At 56.0% G+C, this 21,874-nt stretch carries 22 protein-coding genes; 12 read left to right on the top strand and 10 right to left on the bottom strand.

Annotated features, from left to right (window positions below):
• The first annotated feature begins 39 nt into the window (after positions 1–39).
• Both PUR_RS24985 and PUR_RS24980 read left to right on the top strand, forming a co-directional pair.
• Positions 40–645: a hypothetical protein gene (locus PUR_RS24985; protein ID WP_179037546.1), complete on the top strand. Its 606-nt coding sequence runs from the start codon at positions 40–42 to the stop codon at positions 643–645.
• Between the two features lie 15 nt (positions 646–660).
• Positions 661–1,593 (top strand): HD domain-containing phosphohydrolase, encoded by a 933-nt coding sequence (locus PUR_RS24980; protein ID WP_232101638.1) that lies wholly within the window; start codon positions 661–663, stop codon positions 1,591–1,593.
• A 58-nt stretch (positions 1,594–1,651) separates the two neighbouring features.
• Here PUR_RS24980 and PUR_RS24975 read toward each other — a convergent pair whose 3' ends face one another.
• On the bottom strand, positions 1,652–2,338 hold the full coding sequence (locus PUR_RS24975) for a Crp/Fnr family transcriptional regulator (protein WP_179037544.1): 687 nt from the start codon (positions 2,336–2,338) through the stop codon (positions 1,652–1,654).
• A 146-nt stretch (positions 2,339–2,484) separates the two neighbouring features.
• Between PUR_RS24975 and hcp the strand changes: the two genes are divergently transcribed.
• Positions 2,485–4,140 carry a hydroxylamine reductase gene (gene hcp, locus PUR_RS24970; protein ID WP_179037543.1) on the top strand — a complete coding sequence of 552 codons (1,656 nt, stop codon included), beginning with the start codon at positions 2,485–2,487 and terminating at the stop codon, positions 4,138–4,140.
• Between the two features lie 116 nt (positions 4,141–4,256).
• Here hcp and PUR_RS24965 read toward each other — a convergent pair whose 3' ends face one another.
• The 4 genes from PUR_RS24965 to PUR_RS24950 all read right to left on the bottom strand — a co-directional run bounded on the left by PUR_RS24965 (position 4,257) and on the right by PUR_RS24950 (position 8,492).
• A complete protein-coding gene (locus tag PUR_RS24965; protein WP_442953855.1) occupies positions 4,257–4,652 on the bottom strand; it encodes a GNAT family N-acetyltransferase in 396 nt (131 codons plus the stop codon).
• A 215-nt stretch (positions 4,653–4,867) separates the two neighbouring features.
• Positions 4,868–6,334 (bottom strand): S8 family serine peptidase, encoded by a 1,467-nt coding sequence (locus tag PUR_RS24960; RefSeq protein ID WP_179037542.1) that lies wholly within the window; start codon positions 6,332–6,334, stop codon positions 4,868–4,870.
• A 186-nt stretch (positions 6,335–6,520) separates the two neighbouring features.
• Positions 6,521–7,498: an aldo/keto reductase gene (locus PUR_RS24955; RefSeq protein WP_179037541.1), complete on the bottom strand. Its 978-nt coding sequence runs from the start codon at positions 7,496–7,498 to the stop codon at positions 6,521–6,523.
• An 85-nt stretch (positions 7,499–7,583) separates the two neighbouring features.
• Positions 7,584–8,492, bottom strand: coding sequence for a LysR family transcriptional regulator (locus PUR_RS24950; protein WP_179037540.1), 909 nt, complete (start codon positions 8,490–8,492; stop codon positions 7,584–7,586).
• 97 nt (positions 8,493–8,589) lie between these two features.
• Between PUR_RS24950 and PUR_RS24945 the strand changes: the two genes are divergently transcribed.
• Together PUR_RS24945 and PUR_RS24940 are read left to right on the top strand one after the other, a co-directional pair.
• Positions 8,590–9,516, top strand: coding sequence for a DMT family transporter (locus tag PUR_RS24945; protein WP_179037539.1), 927 nt, complete (start codon positions 8,590–8,592; stop codon positions 9,514–9,516).
• A complete protein-coding gene (locus PUR_RS24940; RefSeq protein ID WP_179037538.1) occupies positions 9,506–10,108 on the top strand; it encodes a flavin reductase family protein in 603 nt (200 codons plus the stop codon). The genes PUR_RS24945 and PUR_RS24940 overlap by 11 nt, the downstream gene beginning before the upstream one ends.
• A 45-nt stretch (positions 10,109–10,153) precedes the next feature.
• On the opposite strand, the gene PUR_RS24935 is transcribed toward PUR_RS24940, so the two are convergent.
• The 4 genes from PUR_RS24935 to PUR_RS24920 all read right to left on the bottom strand — a co-directional run bounded on the left by PUR_RS24935 (position 10,154) and on the right by PUR_RS24920 (position 14,114).
• Entirely contained in the window at positions 10,154–11,251 is a 1,098-nt protein-coding gene (locus PUR_RS24935) for an FUSC family protein (RefSeq protein ID WP_179037537.1), read from the bottom strand.
• Between the two features lie 208 nt (positions 11,252–11,459).
• Positions 11,460–12,281: a class I SAM-dependent methyltransferase gene (locus PUR_RS24930; protein ID WP_179037536.1), complete on the bottom strand. Its 822-nt coding sequence runs from the start codon at positions 12,279–12,281 to the stop codon at positions 11,460–11,462.
• 274 nt (positions 12,282–12,555) lie between these two features.
• On the bottom strand, positions 12,556–13,398 hold the full coding sequence (locus PUR_RS24925; protein WP_179038067.1) for a 1,4-dihydroxy-6-naphtoate synthase: 843 nt from the start codon (positions 13,396–13,398) through the stop codon (positions 12,556–12,558).
• Positions 13,399–13,406: 8 nt separating this feature from the next.
• A complete protein-coding gene (locus tag PUR_RS24920; protein WP_179037535.1) occupies positions 13,407–14,114 on the bottom strand; it encodes a futalosine hydrolase in 708 nt (235 codons plus the stop codon).
• A 289-nt stretch (positions 14,115–14,403) separates the two neighbouring features.
• On the opposite strand from PUR_RS24920, the gene PUR_RS24915 reads away from it, so the two are divergent.
• From PUR_RS24915 to PUR_RS24885, 7 genes are all read left to right on the top strand, one after another.
• Positions 14,404–14,880, top strand: a complete 477-nt coding sequence (locus PUR_RS24915; protein WP_179037534.1) for a MarR family winged helix-turn-helix transcriptional regulator — start codon at positions 14,404–14,406, stop codon at positions 14,878–14,880.
• Between the two features lie 84 nt (positions 14,881–14,964).
• On the top strand, positions 14,965–15,360 hold the full coding sequence (locus PUR_RS24910) for a DoxX family protein (RefSeq protein WP_025700743.1): 396 nt from the start codon (positions 14,965–14,967) through the stop codon (positions 15,358–15,360).
• A gap of 46 nt (positions 15,361–15,406) precedes the next feature.
• A complete protein-coding gene (locus PUR_RS24905; protein WP_179037533.1) occupies positions 15,407–16,357 on the top strand; it encodes a ring-cleaving dioxygenase in 951 nt (316 codons plus the stop codon).
• Complete coding sequence (locus PUR_RS24900; RefSeq protein WP_179037532.1) at positions 16,354–16,962, top strand: alpha/beta hydrolase; 609 nt, start codon at positions 16,354–16,356, stop codon at positions 16,960–16,962. Before PUR_RS24905 ends, PUR_RS24900 begins: the two co-directional genes overlap by 4 nt.
• Before the next feature lie 276 nt (positions 16,963–17,238).
• Positions 17,239–17,808: a TetR/AcrR family transcriptional regulator gene (locus tag PUR_RS24895; protein ID WP_232101637.1), complete on the top strand. Its 570-nt coding sequence runs from the start codon at positions 17,239–17,241 to the stop codon at positions 17,806–17,808.
• Between the two features lie 337 nt (positions 17,809–18,145).
• Positions 18,146–19,051, top strand: a complete 906-nt coding sequence (locus tag PUR_RS24890) for an SDR family oxidoreductase (protein WP_179037530.1) — start codon at positions 18,146–18,148, stop codon at positions 19,049–19,051.
• Between the two features lie 63 nt (positions 19,052–19,114).
• Complete coding sequence (locus PUR_RS24885; protein WP_179037529.1) at positions 19,115–19,858, top strand: SDR family oxidoreductase; 744 nt, start codon at positions 19,115–19,117, stop codon at positions 19,856–19,858.
• A 139-nt stretch (positions 19,859–19,997) separates the two neighbouring features.
• Here PUR_RS24885 and PUR_RS24880 read toward each other — a convergent pair whose 3' ends face one another.
• Positions 19,998–21,839 (bottom strand): glycosyltransferase family 39 protein, encoded by a 1,842-nt coding sequence (locus PUR_RS24880; RefSeq protein ID WP_179037528.1) that lies wholly within the window; start codon positions 21,837–21,839, stop codon positions 19,998–20,000.
• Between the last annotated feature and the right edge of the window lie 35 nt (positions 21,840–21,874).

The raw sequence follows: 21,874 nt of genomic DNA, 5'->3' as shown, positions 1-21,874 counted from the left end.
TAAACTGAAATTCAACCCATTCGCGGAAGGATAGTGGACATGTTAAAGAAGCTATTGGCAAGCGGCTCGATCTTTATGCTGGCGCTGTTTCTGGTCAGCGGCGCGGTCTTTGCATCGCCGGCGGCGGACAACCTCACCCAAGATCAGCAGAAAGCGCTCCAAATTATTGAGAATGCCAACCAAGAAATTGACGAAAAGATTGAAAAAGCTGTCGCGGAAGCCGATATACTACAAGAGGCCTACTTGAGAGATATTCAAGTAATCCAGCAGCTCAAGGCTGCAGCGGAGCTGAATCCGGACAATGCCCAAGTATCGGCGGATGTAGCGGAAGTGAAGACGGCTTCCGATGAGCTGGTCGATCAGTTGTTCACCCCCGGGGGAGCGGATTCGGAGGCTGCGAAGGACCAAATCGCCGAATTTAATGCGGAAGCAGCTTCGGAAGGCACTTTGATCGCTGAACGCACCAAAATTTACACCAGCGCTCTGGACAAGCTGGTTACGGATCTATATAACGAAACCTTGCAAATCGCCGACACAGCCATCGCTCAAGCGGCTGAACTGGGCGTGGTTGCCGAACGTTTCTGGAAGCTTGTGAAGATCGCAGATCGCGAGGTTTGGATCGATCCTATCGCTATAGAGTTATAAGAAAGGGTTGAAATTATGAAGGGCCTGAACTTGGGAAGGGAAGGAGACAGCATTGCGCAAGAACATCAGTTATCCACTGACCACCTGCTACTGGCAAGAGGTGACGGCTCTGAAGTAATTTTGCAGACGATTAAGCAAGATAAGCAATTCTATATTTATCCCGGCGAAGAAGCCGATACGATGGAGTTCTTCTACATACTGGAAGGCGAGTGCAGTTATAAAGGCGATAATGGGAATGTCATCCTGGGTGAAGGCGATTATTTCTACACCCACTATCTGCAGGAAGCGGTGTATTTCAGCAGTCTGACAGAGATGAAGCTGCTGTGGTACACCACCAAGCCGGCGTTTCATCTCATAAGTCATCGGATCAGAAAGCTGCAGAATGTTCTTAAACAGGTAGAAGAGAAAGATAACTATACGTACCAGCACAGCGGCCGAGTACAAAAATACTGCCTGATGATGGCCAGAATGTTAAGAATGCCTAAGGACAAGCTGGAAGATTTATATTTTGCGGCCGCATTTCACGATGTTGGTAAAATCCATACGCCGGAAGAAATTCTGAACAATCCGGGGCGATTGACGGCAGAGGAATTCGAGATTGTGAAACGTCATTCTTATGACGGCTATGTTATGGTTAAGGATTTATATTACAACAATATTTGCATCATTATCCTGCAGCATCATGAGCGGTTGGATGGTTCCGGCTACCCTTACGGGATCAAGGAGGAAGAGATTCTGTTCGAGGCCAAAATTATCGGCATTGCCGATACCTTTGATGCGATGACCTCTGACCGGCCTTACCGGAAGGGGCTTCCAGCCGAAGTCGCGATGGACGAGCTCAAGCGGCTGTCGGGCATCCATTATGACGGCGAACTGGTTCTGTTGTTTGAACAAGCGTTAATTGCCGACAGGCTGCTGAAGACCGAGGAGAATGACCTTCCTGAATAAGGAAGGTCATTTTTTCATCTCTATTGTGCATACTCGGCAAACTCCTGGGGCTGCAGCCTTATTCCTCCCGCTCCATCATCCCCTCCAGCTTCCTCCGGTCCAGCAGCGTGACCGTGTTTCCTTTGAACGCAATCCAGCCGTTGTCGCGCAGCAGGCCCATTTCCCTGGACAGCGAAGGACGGGCGGCATTCAGATGCTCGGCCCATTCCTTGCGGCTGAAGGGCAGCCGGATAATATCCGTGCCCTGCCTGTCCGCTTGATGCAGCAAATCATGCACCACCCGGCGGCGCAGCGAACCGGCCGACAGGATTTCAAGCTTGCGGTTGACCATAACGAGCCGCTCGGACAGGTTCTCCATGTATCTGGACAGCATGTCGGTATCGGCAGCGAACAGGCGCAGCAGCTCCTGCTTACCGATGAACATTACGGTGCTGGGCCCCTTAGAAATAATGGTGGCCGGATATACATTCTCCCTCCGGAACAGCACCGCTTCCCCGAAGGTCTGCCCCCTTCCCAGCCTGGCGATGGTTACACCGCCTCCGCCGGGATGAATCTTGTGAACCTCGACCACTCCGGAGAGAACAATCCCCAGCCGATCGGCGGTCTCGCCTTCGCTGATAATCATTTCCGACTTGCGGCAGTCCCGGACGGTGTAACGCATCGTCTCCAGGATGGCGTCAAGCTCCTCTACACTCTTCCCGCGGAAAAACAGACAGGTCTGCAGCACACCGGGCTCCGGCTTCATGGGATTCCTCCGATTTTTGACAATAATTTTAGATAATCGGTAACATCCGTTACCGATTGTTCGACGTCAGTCTACTACAATCAATAGTAACAAGTAAAGACACAGATGGCAGACGGATGAAAATGAATAAAAGGAGCGATTATTCAATGAGCAGTATGTTTTGTTTTCAGTGCCAAGAGGCGGCTAAAGGAACGGGGTGCACGATTCAGGGGGTCTGCGGCAAGACGAGCGATGTCGCCAATCTGCAGGATCTTCTGCTGTACACGGTGAAGGGCATCTCCATTTATGCGGTAAAGGGCCGGGAACTCGGCGTGACTGACATTGCTTCAGAGCATTTCATCATCAAGAGCCTGTTCGCAACGATCACCAACGCCAACTTCGACCGCGACGGATTTATTGCGAGAGTCAGAGAAGGGATCGTCATTCGTGATGGCTGGAAAAAACGGCTGGCCGGCTCGCTTGCAGATGTGTCGCTCGGAGGCCATGACGCCGCGCAATGGACGCCAGGCACAGACGAAGAACTGGAAGCCAAAGCGGCGGCTGTCGGCGTGCTTGCAACCGAGAACGAGGACGTCCGCTCCCTGCGCGAGCTGCTCACCTACGGTCTGAAGGGCATGGCCGCTTATTTGGAGCATGCCGCAGTGCTCGGCTACCATGAAGCCGGCGCGCAGGCTTTCCTTGAGCGCGGACTTGCCGCCACGCTGAACGATGAGCTGACCGCGGATGAGCTGGTCGGTCTCGTTATGGAATGCGGCAAGTACGGTGTTGACGTTATGGCGCTGCTGGACCGTGCCAATACGGAGACGTACGGCAGCCCGGAAATTACGAAGGTGAACATCGGCGTCGGCGACCGCCCGGGCATTCTCATCAGCGGCCACGACCTGAAGGACATGGAAGAGCTGCTCAAGCAGACGGAGGGAACGGGCATCGACGTGTACACGCACAGCGAAATGCTGCCAGCCCACTACTACCCGGCTTTCAAAAAATACAGCCATTTTGTCGGCAACTATGGCAACGCATGGTGGAAACAAAATGAGGAATTCGATAGCTTCAACGGTCCGATTCTGATGACGACCAACTGCGTGGTGCCGCCGAAGGACAGCTATAAGGACCGTCTGTACACGACAGGCAACACGGGCTATCCCGGCATCAAGCATATCGGGGAAGGTAAAGACGGCGCTCCGAAAGACTTCTCCACCATCATCGAGCAGGCTAAGACCTGCGCGGCTCCGGTCGAAATCGAGAGCGGCGAAATTGTCGGCGGCTTTGCCCATGCGGCCGTGATGGGAGTGGCCGACAAGGTGGTCGACGCGGTAAAGACCGGTGCGATCAAGCGCTTCTTCGTCATGGCAGGCTGCGACGGACGGATGAAGAGCCGGAACTATTATACCGATTTTGCCGAGGCGCTGCCTAGCGATACGGTGATCCTGACTGCTGGCTGTGCCAAATACAAGTACAACAAGCTTGACCTTGGCGACATTGGTGGCATTCCGCGCGTACTCGATGCGGGCCAGTGCAACGACTCTTATTCACTCGCCGTGATCGCGCTGAAGCTTAAGGAAGTATTCGGCTTGGAGGACATCAATGACCTGCCGATTTCCTACAACATTGCCTGGTATGAGCAAAAAGCGGTAATCGTGCTGCTGGCGCTGCTGTACCTGGGCGTCAAAAACATTCACCTCGGCCCAACGCTGCCGGCCTTCCTGTCCCCGAATGTGGCGAAGGTTCTGGTCGAGACGTTCGGCATCGGCGGAATCACGACCGTGAATGAAGACATGGAACGTTTCCTGTCCGCGGTGTAACCGAACCGTCAAGGTTAGAAAAGAGCGGACCTCAAGTCCAAACCTAAACAAAGCAGGCCAGCCGAAATACCGGCTGGCCTGCTCCTGTTTTAGGACTTATCAATGATTTTATTCTCTCACCCGAAGAACCGTTCCATCACTATATAATCTTTGCCGCCTTTAGTAAACGTGCTTGCTGTTGGGGTTAATCCAAACTTTTCATAGAACGAAACTTTTCCGCTCCTGGCATTGCAGTAAATCCGTTTCACGCCGGCCTGCTCTGCTTCCCCGAGGATATGGAACAGTAATCGGCTCCCGTACCCCTGATTTTGATGCGAGGTTAATGTCGCAAACTTGCGGAACTGCGCTTCCGATCCATGTACAAAAAGAGAGACGGCTGAAATCAGCGCTTCCCCTTCAAAAAGCCCGAAGTGAGTCCCCTCATCATCATCTTTAAGCTTTACATAATCGAGATCCTTTTCCGGCCACATGACTTCATGACGCAGCCGCCATGCCTGGTCTTTATGAATCATCCTAATATCCAAAACGGCATCATCTCCATAATCAGCTTTCGTTTTCCTGTTCCGAATCCGGGGAGCCCCCCGCAGCCCTAATTGGCGGCGTTCTTTCATTATAACCGCTCTCTTTGGAGTAAAAGAAAAACATCCCGCCTCTAAGAAGAGAGGGGATTGATGCCGTGATGCCGCTTGAACATTAGGGTGCTTAGCCATTCAGGCCGGAGGCGTGATTACCGGCTTAAGGCATTGAAGATATTGGCTTCGCCCGAGCCGAACAGGGGATCTTGCCCCGGCTTACCCAGATCGTTGGCCGTCTGCTTGATGAGCGCTTGCACCTGAGCCGGCGTATATTCCGGATGCGCAGCCTTGATGACGCCCGCAATGCCAGCAACCTTCGGAGCCGCCATCGAAGTGCCGTGCAGGAGCGCATAGCCCCTCAAGTTCGATGTGAAGTATGGCTCCAGGTAGGTCGGCCATGTGCTGAGCGTGCGGTAATGGAAATCCCGCTCGTCGAGATTTCGGCTTGCATCATAGACCGGCCCGTTGTCCCCGCCGGGAGCGGCGACGTCGATCGCGCTGCCGTAGTTGGAATAGAACGCGATCTTGTCCGAAGACCACTGATTCGACGAAGAGACGTTGATGACGCCCGGGAGCGTGCCCGGCACTTCTCTAACGGCGCTTTTGAAGGTCAGGCCGAGGTAGCCGTACGTCTGGTTTATATAGTTGACCACAGCTTTCGAGTCGTTCAAATCCAGCGACTCGTTGCCTGCGGCCGCGACGACCGTAACGTTGCGGCCTACGGCATACTGCAGCGCGCGCTTCCAGAGAAGGAAATCCGCCACGTCGTTGTACTTGATACCGTTATAGGTGTATCTGGCAATGCCGTCGTAGCCTCCGATCGACATATTGATGACGTCGACCTTGTCCTTGGCTGCCTGGACGATGGCCGCGGCAATCCATGAGGTCGGCGCGCCGCCCTCGGCCGCAAATACACGGTACGACCGGATGCCAAGGCCTGGACCTACACCCTTGACCTTGCCGCTGGCCGCTATGGAGCCGGCAACATGCGTGCCGTGGCCTTCGCGGTCCCTGATGTCGCTCGGATCGCCTGTTTCACTGGCGTCGACACCTGCCGGGACAAAGTTCACGCCACCGAGGAAATTCGCCTTCAGGTCCGGGTGGTCGGCGTCGATTCCCGTATCGATGACGCCTACAACCGCCTTGTGCGTGACTGTTCCGTCGGGGTTCGTCGTGCCGCCTGTTTCCAGATTGTAGGAGGCGCCGTTATTCGTAATCCGCTGGATGTCCCATTGATAGGACCAATACGTATCGGCGTCCTGCGGAATATCGGTCACCGGCTGGCCGTCGGCGGCTGCGGTATCTTCATCCAGCTTGTACTCCAATTCGGGGTTGGCCGCTTGAATGCCGGAAATCCCGTTCAGATTTGAAAGAAAGTCCGGTCTTTCGGATTCAGCTTCGAGTCCGCCTAATTCCGGGATGGCCCGAAGCACTGTACCGCCCGCTTTCGTCACTATTGTTTCATAGTCTACCGGAAGTGAAAATTGAAACGCAATCACATACTTTTGTTTCTGAGGCGCCTGGTTGGCCTGGTTGGCCTGCTTGGCATACCCGGACCCCGCTAACAGGCTGGTGGCAATCAGCATTGAACCTACGACAGCAGCGACCTTTGTTCTCAAATTCTGTTCCTCCCTGAAAATGGTATAAACCGGATATATGCCGATTTTGCCTTGTAGTATATCAGCTTTGGAGTAAATAACTTGTCCTAATTTGTCGATGCCAAAGGAAGATTTATATTGATTTTCCAATAGGCAACATAGGGTGAAAAAAAGGAATTGACCTGGCAGTAAGCTGCTGCCCGCCCGTCACTCCGGCAGACGGTACACGGCAAAAGGCTCGCCGTGGATGAAAGGGCGGCTTATGGTGTCAAGCTTCTCCAGCGTCTCGGCGCTCAGAGCAAGGGAAACGCTCTTCAGGCTCTCTTTCAACTGCTCCGCCCGGGTGGCGCCGACGATAACGGTGGACACAGACGGACGGCTTATGAGCCAGGCCAGGGACAGAGCGGCGGGCGTTGTCTCCAGCTCCGCCGCGAGCGCGGCCGTCTCCCGCCCCAGAGTGATCCGTTCATCGGTCAGGAACCGGGCGAAGTTCGGATCGGTGTCCGCTCTGGAGCCTGTAGGGGCTTCTTTTCCCGCGCCGTATTTGCCGGTCAGGATGCCGCCGGCCAGCGGGAAGTACGGGATAATGCCGACGCCCTGGTCCAGGCAGGCCGGAACCAGTTCCCGTTCCGGCGTGCGGTCGGCCAGCGAATAGCTGCACTGGAGCGATACATAGCGCTCATAGCCCATCCGTTCGCTGATGCCGAGCGCCTTTACCAGCTCCCATGCGGCATAATTCGAGGCGCCGATGTAGCGCACCTTGCCGGAGGATACCATGTCATCCAGCGTGCGTAGCGTTTCCTCCAGCGGCGTATGGGGATCGAAGGTGTGAATCTGGTACAGATCCACATAATCCGTCTTCAGACGCCGGAGGCTTTCCTCCAGCTCCCGTATGAGATGAAATCTGGACGAACCGCTGCCCCCGGGTCCGGGGCTTCTCACCAGACCGGCCTTTGTAGCGAGTACGGCTTCATGCCTCCTGCCCGCGAGCGCTTCTCCAATGATCCGCTCCGACTCCGTTCCGGCGTATATATTGGCGGTGTCGATGAAGTTAATCCCGTTGTCCAGGGCCGTATGCAGCACCGCCGTGGAAGCGGCCTGATTCGCCCGCTTGCCGAAGGCGTTGGTGCCGAGCCCCAGCTGCGATACTTGAAGCCCGCTTGCTCCGAGACGTTCATATTTCATGCTTCAATCCTCCTCAAATATTAATATTGCCGCGCTGTGCAGCGCGGCGAAATGATGATTCGCTCTGAATAGGCCAGCACCTCGATCAATACGGTCTATGCCCGTCCCGGTTTAAGCCTTCCGTTTCCGTCCCGGCAAACAGCTTCAGCGCCGTGTCGATAAAGAGCCTGACCGCAATGGAACAGCTTTCGGCTGAGTTCACCGCAAGGTGGATGTCCCGGTATGCCGCAGGCTCAAGCTCCCGGATGGCTACGCCGTCCGGCGGGGACAGCAGGGACAGGCGGGACATAACGGCGGAGGCCAGTCCCTCCCGCACCATATTCAGGGCGGTGTGATAGCTGTTGATCACGTATTTCGGGTTTAGGTTCACCCCCGTTTTCTGGAACAACTCGACGACGGGAGGCTCGTAGCCCGATTTGCAGATCAGCATCGCCTCGCTCTCGAAATCCCGCACCTTAACGACAGGCTTCTCCGCGAGAGGATGCCCGGCGTGCAGAACCGCGTACAGCTTCTCTCGGAACAGAGGAAAAGAGTCGAATTCGTCAGCGGGCGGAATCAAAATGCCGACATCGATCACTCCTGTCTCCAGCCATTCCTTCACTTCGGCGATCGTTCCCTCATGGAGACGGAATTCAAGCTGGGGATACTGCCGGTTAATGGCGCCGATAATCTTCGGAATGAAATAGGACGAGGCTGCGGGAAAAGCGCCGATGGAAATCAGGCCCTTTTCGAGCCCTTTTTCCGCTGCGATTTCCTGTTCCACCTTGCCGAAACCTTTGAGAATGTCGCGAAAGGCGACAAGAATCCGCTTGCCCACCTCCGTCAGCGCAATACCGCGCCGGTCCCGCACCAGCAGCTGCACATCCAGCTCGGCTTCAAGTGTAGAAATCGCCCGGCTGACCGCGGGCTGGGTCATGTTCATCTCCTGTCCGGCCCGCGTGAAGCTGCCGCTTTCGGCAATTTTGACGAACAGCTCAATTTGTACTTTATTCATAACAAATATGGTATGCTCCTTATAAGAAAAATTCATTTCATTTATGCATGGAAGTATTGTATCATTAGGAAAGAATTAAAAACAAGGGGAGTACCGTATGACACGGCAAAAATCTGCTGTTCTATTATTAGCTTTTCTCGTGTTCGTCTGGGGCATTAACTGGCCTCTATCCAAAATCGCGCTAGCTTACGCGCCGCCGCTGCTGTTCTCCGGTATCCGCACCGTAATCGGCGGTGTGCTGCTGATTCTGATCGCGCTGCCCAAAGTGCGGCAGCTGCGGTTCAAAGCACTGTGGCCGGTCTATCTGGGTTCGGCCATATTAAGTATCGTGCTGTATTACGGCACCCAGACGATTGGCCTGCAGTATGTTCCGGCGGGGCTGTTCTCGGCGATTGTATTTCTTCAGCCGGTGCTGCTAGGAGTTTTTTCGTGGATGTGGCTTGGGGAAGAGATGTACGGGCAAAAAATAGTGGGGCTCGCTCTCGGATTTCTGGGCGTCGCTTGCCTAAGCGCCGGCGGGCTAACGGGCAGCATTTCCGTGCGGGGCATCCTTCTGGCGCTGGCCAGCGCGCTGTGCTGGGCTCTGGGGACGGTATACATCAAGAAGAATGCGGATCGGGTCGATACGCTGTGGATGACAGCCATGCAGATTACGATCGGTGGTTTCATTCTGCTTGCAGCCGGCTGTGCTGCTGAACCGTGGGAGACGATAACCTGGAACGCCGCTTTTATTGCTGCCACCCTGTTCATTGCCGTTTTTGTAATCGCGCTGGGCTGGCTTGTCTATTTTAAGCTGATCAACGAGGGGGAGGCCGGGAAGGTCGGTTCCTATACTTTTCTGATCCCGCTCGTCTCCATCGGTTCGAGCGTCCTCTTTTTAAATGAGGAAATAACGGTTAATCTGGTGATAGGTCTGATTCTGGTCGTCATCAGCATCGTGCTGGTCAATGTCCGGTTCCGGCGCAGCCCGGCGTCTGTAGTGACAGAAATCAGAGCCTTGGAGGAGGGGAACTATGATTTTTAAAATGAACGAACAGACGGCCCATGACAATTACAAGCTGCTGATCGGCAGCGTGGTCCCGAGACCCATTGCGTTTGTCACCTCGGTGGGTGCGGAGGGGGTCGTCAACGCGGCTCCATTCAGCTATTTCAACATTGTGAACAATGATCCGCCGATGCTCATGTTCTCCTGCGGACGGCATGCGGACGGCACGCTGAAGGATACGGCGCGCAATATTCTGGCGAATCAGGAGTTTGTCGTCCATATCACGGACGAGGATAACATTGAGGCGATCAATCACACGTCCATCAGTGCGCCTGCGCATATCAGTGAGCTGGAGCTTGCGGGACTGACTGCCGTTCCCGGCAGCACGGTGGCGGTGCCGCGGGTGCAGGAAAGTCCGGTTGCGATGGAATGCCGCCTTGCGCAGTATGTGGAGCTGGGGAAATTTGATGTTATTATCGGCGAGGTGCTGAGCTTCTATGTGCGGGACGACCTTATTCATAACGGCCGGATCGACATCGGCAAGCTGAAGCCGGTCAGCCGCCTGGCCGGATCGTCGTATAGCGCGGTTGGACGGATCTTCGATCTGGAGCGGCCGGTTTACGAGGGGTAATGAATGGCGAAGTATACAGGGTGTGAAAAAGGGACGCTCCCAAGCTTAAAGCTTGTGGGAGAGTCCCTTTTTCACTAAGCGCACGGCGCGGCTTGCATGAGCCCGTGCACGCTGCGGAGCGGCGGAGCAGACGGCGTGGTCGGCTCGCTCCACTTCATCCAGCAGCCGGTTCAGGTGCGAGAAGACGGCGCCGAGATCGCGGATGGCGGTCAATGGGCAGCTCCCCTGAAGTTCGGCGAAGCTGGCGAGCTGAAGCTCACGAGCGCGGCGCAGGGTTTCAGGAAGCGAGCTGTGGCATTCCGTATCCGACAAAGCCTTGGCCCCGAAGATGGCGATGCAGTCGGACGTGGCGGTCAGCGTCTGCTTCATCCAATCGGCGGAGGCGTAATGCGGCGGCAGAAGCCGCAGCTCGGTTGCAATTTCTTTCACATAGTCATGCATGGTTTGTAAATGGGCGATCGACTGCTTCATTACGGACAAATCATTCCGGCAGGGAACATGGGACAGAGTATAGAGCAGCTCGCTTTGCTTCTGCGAGCTCTCCTTAAGCAGCTGTCCGGCCCGCTTCAAAGCTTCAGCCTGGCCTTTCTCATCCCGTCCCGGCGCGAGCCCGCTCAGTCCGTCGGCAAGCAGCAGGGTGCCGGCGAAGGCTGTACCCTTAACGTTGACGAAGCCCTTGGGCGGCACAATAATCATATTGAAGAGCAGAGCGAAGGCCACGCCAATCAGCGTCTCGGTGGCTCTAAACATTACATAATGATCCTGGATAAAGGTCAGCGCCAGTACCGAAGTGACGCCTACCTGTGTAATGGCCTGAAAGTTGATCCGGCAGGCGGTCGCCACGCCGAGGCCGATCAGCAGAATCAGCAGGATGGACAGCGGGCCGACATTGAAAAAGTGGCCGATCATCAGACTGACCGATCCGCCGAGAACAATGCCGAGCAGCCGGCACAGCCCCTTCTCCAGCGAAGCCTTGACACTGCCCTGAGTAATCAGAATGGCAGCCAGCGGCGCGAAATACGAAAACTCGTTGCCGTACATGGCGTGAACAGCCATCCAGGAAAGCGAGGCTGCGAGCGTAACCCGTATCATATAAAGCGAAAAACCGTATTTTTCAAGGCGCTCCTGCAGCCCCTCGTTCATGTTTTGTCATCTCTTTTCGAAAAATTTTAGAAAAAATATAAGGTTTTCAGATATTTTCATTATAACACCCTGGAGACAGAGGGGAGCGAGGCAGTTTTTACAACATTACGAACATGAACGCAGCTGGAAATAACGACGTCTGTGCGCAGCAAAGCCTCCGGAACACGATGTCGCGTTTTTGGAGGCTTTATGTTTACAGCCTAAGTTCTTACTTGATCCCGAGTTTCATGCGGTAGCCGAACAGCGTCTCCAATGTGCGGCCGTTAAAATAACGCTCTACCTCTTCCCGGTAGACGGCAATTCTCTCATCGAGCTCGCCTCCGCCGAGCCTGAGCACGGTCTGGACGCCGCCTTGGCTGAGCGTAAGGCCAACATACCGCTCTGCGTCGCAGCGCTCGATGTTATGGAAGACAATTTCGCGGGCGAAGGTAAACTCCCCGCTTTCCTTAATTCGGCGAAGATGCTCATCCTTGTTCCATTTGACAGCCCGCTCCCCGTCCGGTATCCGGTGCTCGATAATCGCTTCGGACTGTTCGATCAGTTCGTGGTAGAGGGTTTCAATCGACGGTTCGAGCACTGGTGGCCAGTCGCAGTCGTAGGCGGCGAAGATCCCGCCCGGTCTCAGCACCCGCGCAGCTTCCTTCAGTGTGCTTGAAGGCTCCATCCAGTGGAACGACTGGGAGCAGGTCACGATTTCGGCGCTCCCGGGCGGCAGGCCAAGCGCATTGGAATATCCCGGGATGAACGAAATGCTGTCCGGACTGCCGAGAGCTTCCCACTTCTCCAGCGCCTTCCCGCGCATATCATCGCCCGGCTCAATACCGATGACGGCATCGGCGGCCGTCCGCCATAAAAAGGTAGACAGTCCGGTGCCGCAGCCGAGATCCACCACTAGGGAGGGCCTGCGCTTTAAATAGCCCGTAAGCAGTTCGGTCACGAGCTTGGGCGCTTCGGGACGGTAACGGTCGTACTCGTTCTGAAAGCCCGTAAAGCGTACAATATTGGATAGGCGGTTTCCTTCGGGAATCATGGGTTCACTCTCCGTTTACCAAGTATTTTGATGGATATTATACCAGTTTATGACGGAAACCGCAGTAAGTGACGCGGTGTTTTTGACGGCTGAAAAATAGTCGATGAACTTTCCAAGCCATTTGCTTGAAGACACCAATTTGCTCTGCATTCAAGAACGGAGGAACCAATTTTAAAAGAAAGAGCTTACAGAATTTTGTGCAAAAAATCCCCGGGAGCGCTTCAGACAGGAAGCATTCCCGGGGATTAACTTAGGTTTGGGGCTGCAGCAACAATTAACGCAGCAGCGCGGGATCTATCGGGGGAACGAGGCCTTCGGCCGCCGCCCTGCCCAGCAGGGATGAAATGGCGGCATAGCCGCTGTCGCCCAGATCCATAGTAAAGTCGTTCACGTAGAGATCGATGTGCGATTTGGCCACCTGCGGCGACAGCTCTTGGGCGTGCCCCAGAACATATTTCCGCGAAGCCGCAGGGTTGTCCCAGGCGTGCCGGAGCGAGCCGCGAATCCACCCGCTGATGGTGTCCTTGTCCAGCAGATCACGGCGGGCGACAATCGCCCCGAGCGGAATAGGAAGTCCCGTGTCGCTCTCCCACCAGTTCCCGAGGTCGACCAGCATATGCAGCCCATATGAAGTATAGGTGAACCGGGCCTCGTGGATGACGAGTCCGGCGTCAATCTTCCCGGCCTGCACAGCGGGCATAATTTCGTTGAAAGGCATGACGACGATTTCGCCGACGCCTCCGGGGACATGGTTCGCCGCCCACAACCGGAACAGCAGATAGGCGGTGGAACGCTCGCTCGGCACAGCGACCCGGCGGCCAGACAGCGCAGCCGGGCTCTTCGCATCCTGCGGGCCCCCTTGGTCAGCAGGAGCGGTCCCACAGCCGCGGCCAAGTGCGCCGCCGCAGGGCAGCAGCGCGTACCGGTCCAGCACCCAGGGCAGGGCGGCGTAGGAGATTTTGAGGATTTCGGGGCCTGTCCCTTCGGCGGCGAGACCGTTCGTAACGTCAATGTCGGCGTAGGTGACATTGAGCTTCGGGGCGCCGGGTATAAGGCCATGCGCCCAAGCATGAAAGACAAACGTATCGTTGGGGCAAGGCGAATAAGCAATGTTCAGTTCTGCGGTCATTTCAGCACCTCCGATAGTATGGGCCCGGCGGCGGCGAGCGCTTCCAGCGCCTCGCCGATGCGCCAGGCCGCCCGGTCGCGGGGACCGACCGGGTTCGAGATCGCGCGAATCTCCAGCACCGGGAGATTCCGCGCCAGGGCGGCTGCGGCGACCCCGCAGCCTTCCATGGCTTCGGCGGCCGCGCCGGGCACGCGCGCCGCAAGAGCGGCGGCCGTCTCCGCGGAACCGGTCGCCGTCGAAACTGTGAGCACCGGTCCCGTGCTCACGGCAAGCCCCGCCGCCGCAAGCCCGGCGGCGAGCCGCTGTACCCGGCCTGAGTCAGCCGGGTATCCGACGCGGCCGAAGCCGAGCTCGGCTGCGCTGCGGAAGCCCTCCGGCGTCTCGGCCCCGAGGTCGGCGAAGATCAGCTCGCTGGCAACGACCAGCGAGCCGAGCGCCGCCCTGCCGGGGAAGCCGCCGCCGATCCCGGCGCTGACGACGCAGCCGTAGGAGCCGGCCGCAAGGGCCGCGGCGGTCCCGGCCGCGCTTGCGGCGGGGCCCGCGCCCGCGGCAATGACGGTGAAGCCGGCCGCGCCGCCGAGGCCGCGCCGGACGGCTTCCGCCTCGGCGTCCACGGCCGTGACGATCAGGACGCCGAGGGATGCCTGTTCCTGCTCCTTATGAACTTGATCTTCGGCATGGCCGGGGTTCAAGCGGGAAGTCATAGCGCAGCCCTCCTTATATAGAAAGATTTTTTTTAGAAAGATTTTTTCAGCAAGAAGAAATGGCTATGCCTTGCTTAATGGGCCTGTCCTGCGGCGTATACAATCTTATATTGCAAAGAACAGGATACGCCCTTTTGCAGATCAGGTCAATTTCCACAGGGCGAGCGGATAAAATGCCGCAGGTTTATTTTTGCAGAAGTGTTGACAAACTAAAATTAAAGATGTATATTTATCTTAACTTAAAGATAATCAACTTAAAGATACGTCAACTAAGATGGAGGTGATGGAAATGAGCGGACCGAAAGAGGAACTGATCGTAGCCGGAGATGTATGCGGTAGGGATGAAGCGGCGTCGCTGAAGCTGTTCGTCGTCCTGTCCAAAGCTTACCGGAGTCTGATGGACCGGGCGGTCAAGGATATGAAGACCTACGGGCTGTCCTCCGCCGAGTTTATGGTGCTTGAGGTGCTCTATCACAGAACCCGCATTCCGCTGCAGCAGATCGGAGAGAAGATTCTGGTCACGAGCGGAAGCATCACCTATAACATCGACAAGCTGGAGAAGAAGGGGCTGCTGAAGCGCGTTCCCTGCAGCGAGGACCGCCGCGTGACGTACGCGGAGATTACCGAAGAGGGCCGGAAGCTGTTCGACGAAATTTTTCCGAAGCATGTATCGATGCTTCACGGGATGATGGGCGGACTGAACACGGAGGAGAAGGAGCAGGCGACCGAATGGTTGAAGCTGCTGGGAAAAGGGGCCGGTTCCTAGCATGATTGCCGGGAGGCCCGCAATTTTTTGCCTAAAATCTTAAAGTAAAGATTATTAAACACAAGAGAATGGAGAGGTTTAAAAATGATTAGTGTAGGATTGTTGTTGATTCGTTTGTTTATCGGTGTTGCTTTTATCGGTCATGGAGCGCAGAAGCTGTTCGGATGGTTCGGGGGCTACGGCCCGAAGGGAACAGGCGGCTGGATGGAGTCGGTAGGCATTAAGCCGGGTGTGGCAATGGCGGTGCTGGCTGGAATTCTTGAGCTTGGAGGCGGATTGTTATTCGCGGCAGGGCTGTTCACACCGGTTGGGGCCGTGATGCTGATATTGGCCATGGCCGGAGCGATGAAGGTACATTTGTCCAATGGTTTCTGGGCAACTGCAAACGGTTATGAATATCCATTGACGTTGCTTGTTGTGGCGGCGGGTGTCGCGCTGGCGGGACCAGGCTCCATTTCACTGGATCATCTGTTGTTCTAATCCGATTGACCTTCTAATTTCTAATACCGAGAGGAGAATGATTATTATGACACTTCAAACTGCAGGTATTCACCATATTACAGCGTTCGTTCAGGACGCTCAGCGGAACGCGGACTTTTATGCAGGCATTCTTGGTTTGCGGCTTGTGAAAAAAACAGTCAATTTCGACGCGCCGGAGGTCTATCACCTGTACTTTGGCAATGAAAGCGGCACACCGGGCACGATCATCACGTTCTTTCCTTCGCCTATAGGGCGGAAAGGTAGAATCGGCAGCGGCATGGTCGGCGTGACGACCTATGCAGTGCCTGCCGGTTCGCTTGGATTCTGGGAAGAACGGCTGAACACCTACGGCATCTCCTATACCACCGTTCATCGCATCGGGGAGACCTATCTTTCCCTGGCTGATTATGACGGCCTGCGGGTCGAACTGGTTGAGCGGGAAGAAGGGCCTTTAAGTGCTTGGTCGTTCGGCGGAATTCCGGTAGAGCATGCCATTAAGGGATTTGGCGGAGCAGTGCTGTACAGCATAAATCCGGCGAGCACGGAAGATACGCTGGTCCATACGCTCGGCTTTGAAAGAGTAGCCGAGGGAGACGGTTATGTGCGCTTCAGAGCGGAGGGACCGTACGGCAACATTATCGATATCAAGACCGACCCGCTGCCTTTTGGCGCGGGGGGAAGCGGTACGGTGCATCATATCGCATGGCGCGCCAAGGACGATGCGGAGCAGCTGGAGTGGAGAGAATTCGTACAGAGCCGGGGCTTTCATGTGACTCCGGTGCAGGACCGGAATTACTTCAACGCCATCTACTTCCGTGAAGAGGGCGGCATCCTGTTCGAGATTGCAACTGATCCTCCAGGCTTTGCGAACGATGAAGATCAGGATCACCTGGGCGAAAAGCTGATGCTCCCGGCATGGTATGAGCCGCACCGGGCGGAGATTGAGAGCAATCTGGCTCCATTTCAAGTACGGGAAATTGAGGTGAAGACGAAATGATTCATATTTTCCGGCAAGGTTCCGACCCGAACAAGCCGACGCTGGTACTGTTTCACGGGACGGGCGGCAACGAGCATGATCTGCTGCCGCTCGCCGAAATGCTCTCACCGGGCTCTTCCCTGCTCGGAATACGCGGCAATGTGCTGGAGAACGGGATGCCCCGTTTCTTCCGGCGCTTGTCGGAAGGGGTATTCGACGAAGCCGATCTGATCGCTCGTACACATGAGGTGAAAGCCTTTCTGGATGAGGCGGCGGCAAAATACGGTTTCGATCCGGCCCGGCTTACGGCCGTCGGCTATTCCAATGGAGCCAATATCGCGGGAAGTCTGCTGCTGCATTACGGAAACCTTTTTTCTTCCGCGGTGCTGCTGCATCCGATGGTTCCGCTGCGCGGGCTTACCCCGCCATCCTTAAGCGGCGTATCCGTCTTCATCGGTGCAGGGGTTAACGATCCGCTCATTTCGAAAGCGGAGACCGAGGAGCTTGAGGAACTGCTGTCCGGCGCAGGTGCGGACGTGACCGTGCAATGGGGCAACCAGGGACACCGGCTGAGCGCCGCCGAAGCGGAGGCGGCGAAGGATTGGCTGGACCGCCAAAGCTGCTAAGGATGCGCCGGGCAATTGCCTTAGACAACTCCGGGACGAATCCGGCGCCGCTCCGTCCCGTTAATAATATAAAAGAACGCAGGATCACGGGCTGCAATGCCGTTCCTGCGTTCTTTTGCGATATCAATGACAAAATCGATGTATTGATATTTGTTTTATCTATTCCTTATGCTATGATGGGGTAACATAAGGGGGGAATAATGAGCGGTCAATCTATGAGCCTACAAATACGGAGAACGATTGCTCTTTTTACACACTATGACAAATGATTTGCCATTGACGAAAGACATGATTTTGGATGCCGCTGAACAGGTGCTGCGTCGGTATGGACCGGATAAAACCTCCGTTACGGATATAGCTAAATTTCTCCAGGTCAGTCACGGAACGCTGTATCGGCATTTCGCGAGTAAAGCCGCTCTGCGGGAGAGCGTTACGGAGAGATGGCTGGACAAGAGCATTGCCGAGCCTTTGGAGAAGGTTGCAAACACATCCGAAGGGAGCGCTGAGGAGCAATTGCGACTGTGGCTGGAGACGCTCATAAAGAAGAAGCGGATGTTTGCGGTAGATGATGCCGAAATGTTTGTCATGTATGGAGATGTTACGCTGGCATCAGGCGACATGATCACGATGCATATCGATCGTCTGATGAAGCAAATTGCATTAATCATCGAACGCGGCATGCGGACGGGCGAGTTCAAGCCGGGTTCGGCCGATTCCGTTTCAAGGGCCGTATTTCTGGCAACATTGATATTCCATCATCCTTCCCATGCCCATGAGTGGGCATCGGAGAGAATCGACGAAGACTTCAATACGGTATGGCAATTGCTTCTTTCCGGGCTTAAGTAGAATGCGCCTTTTAGAAACAGGTCAGGTTATCCTGATGTTAGTTTCTAAGAGGCGTATTTTTTCGTTATTGGGGTGAGGAAGGCGTTTGGCAACGGATGCCGAGCTTTGGGCAGCTTAAAGACGATCCACTCCAAGGGTTACACCAATACCGGGATTTGTGGCTGTGAGAGGCTTCAGACGGCATCTGGATAAATAAATGACAAATATACAATTTTGTTAGTTGACATCTGTTTTGTGTCATTCTATAATCGAGTCATCAAGAACAACAAGAACACGCAAACGAGATTTTGGACGATAAGGCACAACCCGAGCCAACCCCCAAAAGGAGATGTTAAATATGAATCAAAGCAAAAAGAGCGTTGTGCTCGTAACGGGCGCAGGTACCGGAATCGGAAACTTATCCGCTCGTACGCTCGCCGTAGCCGGTCATACCGTATACGCCAGCATGCGCGACGTAGAGGGGCGCAATGCTTCGAAAGCGACAGCCCTTCATGAATACGCCGCAGTGAACGGCTACAAGATTAAGGCCGTGGAGCTGGACGTGCTTTCGCAGGAATCCGCGGATCGCGCGGTGCAGACAATCATTGAGGAGCACGGACAACTGGACGTTGTGATGCACAATGCCGGCCACTTGGTCGTCGGAGTTGCCGAAGCTTTCTCGCCGGAGGAAATGGTCAAGGTGTTCGATACGAATGTCCTGGGTACGCAGAGGGTTAACCGGGCGGCGCTGCCGTACATGAGGGCGCAGCAATCCGGCCTGCTGCTCTGGATCAGCAGCACGACCGTACGCGGCGGCTTCCCTCCGTTCCTCGGACCTTATGTAGCCGCCAAAGCCGCTATGGACTCCCTGGCCCAGACCATGGCTTACGAAGTTGCTAAGTTCGGCATCGAAACGTCATTTGTCGTACCCGGCGCCTTTACGCAAGGGACGTCCCATTTTCCAAGCGCGGGCCATCCTCAGGACGAGAAGACCTCGGCAGCTTATGACCGCATTAACTACCTGCTTGACGAGGTGGGGGATCGCTTGAGTGCCTTGACTCCGCCTGACGCGGATCCGCAAGCGGTCGCGGACGAAGTGGCCCGAATCGTCAGCCTGCCGGCTGGAACCCGCCCTGCACGTTCGGTCATCGATTTCGTGAATGACGGCGCGGCCGAAGTGACGGAGCTGTCGGAGAAGCTGCGCATTGAATTCGTGCATCGCATTGGTTTGGAGGAGCTGTTGAAACCGGCCGTTTTGCAGTAATCGATTGATTTTTGGATGAAGCAAGGAAGTTAATAAACATTACAAAAAAGGATGGGATATATAATGGAAAAGAATCTTGCAGGCAAAGTAGCTTTGGTAACGGGCGCATCGCGCGGAATAGGACAAAAAATCGCGGAGGAGCTGGCATCGCACGGGGCAAAGGTTGTCGTCAATTACGCGAGCAGCCCTGCAAAGGCCGAGGAAGTGGTAGCCGGAATCAAGCAAAGTGGCGGGGAAGCGGTGGCGATTCAAGCGGACATCAGCAAGGTTGCCGAGGTTGAGAGCTTGTTCAAGAAGACGCTGGACGTCTACGGGCAGGTGGACATCCTCGTTAACAACGCGGGCGTCATGATCACCAAACCTCTCTTGAGTACTACGGAAGAAGACTTCGACAAGCAGTTTGCGATTAATGTCAAAGGGACGTTTTTTGCTATCCAACAGGCCGCGCTGCACATGAAGGAGAACGGACGCATTATTAACTTCTCTACATCGGTGACGGGCCAGATGTTCCCGGCTTACAGCACCTATGCCGGAACGAAGGGAGCCGTGGAGCAGTTTACCCGTCAGCTCGCTAAAGAGCTCGGACCGAAAGGGATTACCATTAATGCGGTTGCGCCCGGTCCGGTGAACACGGAGCTCTTTACTGTAGGAAAGACGGAGGAACAGATCAAGGCGGTGGGCAGTGCCAATTCATTCGGACGCTTGGCTGAGCCGGAGGATATTTCGAAGGTTGTAATGTTCCTGGCCGGTCCGGAATCCCAATGGGTGACGGGACAGACCGTGCGCGTGAACGGCGGATTTATTTAACCGGACGGAGAGCGGGACAACGGCACGGGCGCGGCGGAATGATTTCAGCACAAAAAAGCAGCGGCGGTCCCGGGACGTCAAATATTCGTCTCGGGGAGCGCCGCTGCTTTGCGTTAGCAGGACCCGGCCGGGGGCGAGGTTACAGCGGCTCCTGAAGGAGGGCCTGCGCTTGATTCGCCTGGGTCTGCCGCCGCGACCGGTCCTGCATCACTTTGACGAGCAGGATGCACATGGCAATGTTGAGCAGCGCCGAGAAGAACAGCAGGAAGCCGACATGGCCGTCGCGGCTCGCGTAGCCGTAGTAGACGGCATACGTATTGAGGAAGATGGTGGCGCTGTAGCCGAAGGACATCCAAAGAAGGCGTCTGTCTTTGAAATAGACGTAGGCCAATAGCGCCAGCGCTGCCGCCGGGAACAGGTATCGCTCATGCATGCTTGATGAGAAGGTGAATACACCCGATATCAGGAGCAGGGCGGACAGGGAAGCGAATGGGGCGCTGCGGCTGCGCAAGTAATACCAGCCCGACAGCAGCGTAGCGGCGAATATAAAGATCAGGCCCCAAATATGGTAGCTGAAGAGCAGGAGCGTAGACGAAGAATCCTCGTAATTGGCCCCGAGCAGCCCGAACAGGTTAAAGGCGTTCACCGAAGCGTAAGGGTACTCGTTCACTGTGCCGCTGTACAGCTGATAGAGCCACAGCGGACTCTTGCCCGAAGAGAAGGGCAGCGCGGCAATAACGGTTGTCACGGCGGCAATCACCGCCGCTTTCAGCCAAGGCCACGGCTTGCCCGTCCGGAGAAGCGCGATCAGCAGCACCGGCGTATAGATGATGCCCTGCGGCTTCATCAGAATCGAGAGGGTCAGGAAAAAGGCCGCCCAGCCGAGCTTCTGACGGGTCATCGCCAACACGGACGCGACTACGATCATCGTGAAAAAGGAATCGACCTGCCCCCAGAACGTGGCGTTGATGAGCACTGCCGGGTTGAACATGTAAAATCCGGCGATCAAGAAGGCCGTCTCGAATCTGAGATAGCGGCTTGCCGCCTTATACAGCAGACCTGCGGTAACCGCATCGGCGATAATGGAAGGAAGCTTGATCAGCGTCAGGAAATAGGGCTCGATCTGGGGCAGCGTCACGATTTTGCCGGTGGCGTACAGGATGTACATGTACAGCGGCGGATAATCGCTGGAGCTGGTGTCGTAAAAAGTGCCGAGGCCTTTTGCCGCAGCCTGCGCCCAGGTTGTAAAAAAGCGGATGTCGCCCCGGTATCCGGAAATCCAGGGGGCGGCGGCAAGCTTCAGGCACAGGCCCGCAGCAAGTAGCAGGCCGACGACGAGCCCTCTGCGGCTCTCGTTAATGCGCAGCTTGCCGGCCTTCGCATAATAGAAGGCCGCCGCCAGCAGCCCTGCGAACAGCGCAGCGTATACGGCCAGCGCCGTTCCGTACTGGCCGTCGCTTCCGAATCCGCCTCCGCCGAATCCACCGCCGCCGTTCATTCCGGAAGGGCGTGCGAATCTGGAACCGGCAGCTGCGCCTTGGCCGAAGCCGGGCGCGGTTCCGCCCGGCGCGTTCTGCGCAGCGCCCGCCGCATCGCTCCCGGAGCCTGCGGCCGCACTGGCCCCGCTACTGCCGTCTGCGGCGCTCTGTGCCTCGCCCGCCGCATCGCTCCCGGAACCTGCGGCTGCACTGGCCCCGCTGCTGCCGTCCGTTGCGCCGCCTGCGCCTGCCCCCGCAGAACCGCCGTCCGTCGCGTTCTGCCGCCCGAGGGGCAGCGTCCCGTTCCGGCTCCCCGGGAACGCGCCTCTCTCGCCGCTGCGGAATGGGGCTCCTTCGCCGCCGCGCCACTGCATGCCGGAACTGGTATCGGCGGAGGCTCCGCTGCCGCTCACTTTTGCCAGAGAATATATGCAGACGCCCAGAGATATCAGCAGCGCCAGGGTCAGGCCGGCGATCCATTTATGATTTTTGAGCAAGTTCATTGCTTCTCTCCTCTCATTCGAATGCTGGCCTCATT

Origin of the sequence: Paenibacillus sp. URB8-2 (genome assembly GCF_013393385.1) — a bacterium.
Lineage (GTDB): Bacteria > Bacillota > Bacilli > Paenibacillales > Paenibacillaceae > Paenibacillus_AQ.
The sequence above is the reverse complement of the archived record's forward strand: the minus strand, read 5'-3'. Positions and strand labels throughout refer to the sequence as shown.

What these genes read in the sequence shown, in the direction of transcription:
- PUR_RS24985 (WP_179037546.1), top strand. Translation starts at nt 40, where the DNA reads ATGTTAAAGAAGCTATTGGCAAGCGGCTCGATCTTTATGCTGGCGCTG.
- PUR_RS24980 (WP_232101638.1), top strand. Translation starts at nt 661, where the DNA reads ATGAAGGGCCTGAACTTGGGAAGGGAAGGAGACAGCATTGCGCAAGAA.
- PUR_RS24975 (WP_179037544.1), bottom strand. Translation starts at nt 2,338, where the DNA reads ATGAAGCCGGAGCCCGGTGTGCTGCAGACCTGTCTGTTTTTCCGCGGG.
- hcp (WP_179037543.1), top strand. Translation starts at nt 2,485, where the DNA reads ATGAGCAGTATGTTTTGTTTTCAGTGCCAAGAGGCGGCTAAAGGAACG.
- PUR_RS24965 (WP_442953855.1), bottom strand. Translation starts at nt 4,652, where the DNA reads ATGATTCATAAAGACCAGGCATGGCGGCTGCGTCATGAAGTCATGTGG.
- PUR_RS24955 (WP_179037541.1), bottom strand. Translation starts at nt 7,498, where the DNA reads ATGAAATATGAACGTCTCGGAGCAAGCGGGCTTCAAGTATCGCAGCTG.
- PUR_RS24950 (WP_179037540.1), bottom strand. Translation starts at nt 8,492, where the DNA reads ATGAATAAAGTACAAATTGAGCTGTTCGTCAAAATTGCCGAAAGCGGC.
- PUR_RS24945 (WP_179037539.1), top strand. Translation starts at nt 8,590, where the DNA reads ATGACACGGCAAAAATCTGCTGTTCTATTATTAGCTTTTCTCGTGTTC.
- PUR_RS24940 (WP_179037538.1), top strand. Translation starts at nt 9,506, where the DNA reads ATGATTTTTAAAATGAACGAACAGACGGCCCATGACAATTACAAGCTG.
- PUR_RS24935 (WP_179037537.1), bottom strand. Translation starts at nt 11,251, where the DNA reads ATGAACGAGGGGCTGCAGGAGCGCCTTGAAAAATACGGTTTTTCGCTT.
- PUR_RS24930 (WP_179037536.1), bottom strand. Translation starts at nt 12,281, where the DNA reads ATGATTCCCGAAGGAAACCGCCTATCCAATATTGTACGCTTTACGGGC.
- PUR_RS24920 (WP_179037535.1), bottom strand. Translation starts at nt 14,114, where the DNA reads ATGACTTCCCGCTTGAACCCCGGCCATGCCGAAGATCAAGTTCATAAG.
- PUR_RS24915 (WP_179037534.1), top strand. Translation starts at nt 14,404, where the DNA reads ATGAGCGGACCGAAAGAGGAACTGATCGTAGCCGGAGATGTATGCGGT.
- PUR_RS24910 (WP_025700743.1), top strand. Translation starts at nt 14,965, where the DNA reads ATGATTAGTGTAGGATTGTTGTTGATTCGTTTGTTTATCGGTGTTGCT.
- PUR_RS24905 (WP_179037533.1), top strand. Translation starts at nt 15,407, where the DNA reads ATGACACTTCAAACTGCAGGTATTCACCATATTACAGCGTTCGTTCAG.
- PUR_RS24900 (WP_179037532.1), top strand. Translation starts at nt 16,354, where the DNA reads ATGATTCATATTTTCCGGCAAGGTTCCGACCCGAACAAGCCGACGCTG.
- PUR_RS24890 (WP_179037530.1), top strand. Translation starts at nt 18,146, where the DNA reads ATGAATCAAAGCAAAAAGAGCGTTGTGCTCGTAACGGGCGCAGGTACC.
- PUR_RS24885 (WP_179037529.1), top strand. Translation starts at nt 19,115, where the DNA reads ATGGAAAAGAATCTTGCAGGCAAAGTAGCTTTGGTAACGGGCGCATCG.
- PUR_RS24880 (WP_179037528.1), bottom strand. Translation starts at nt 21,839, where the DNA reads ATGAACTTGCTCAAAAATCATAAATGGATCGCCGGCCTGACCCTGGCG.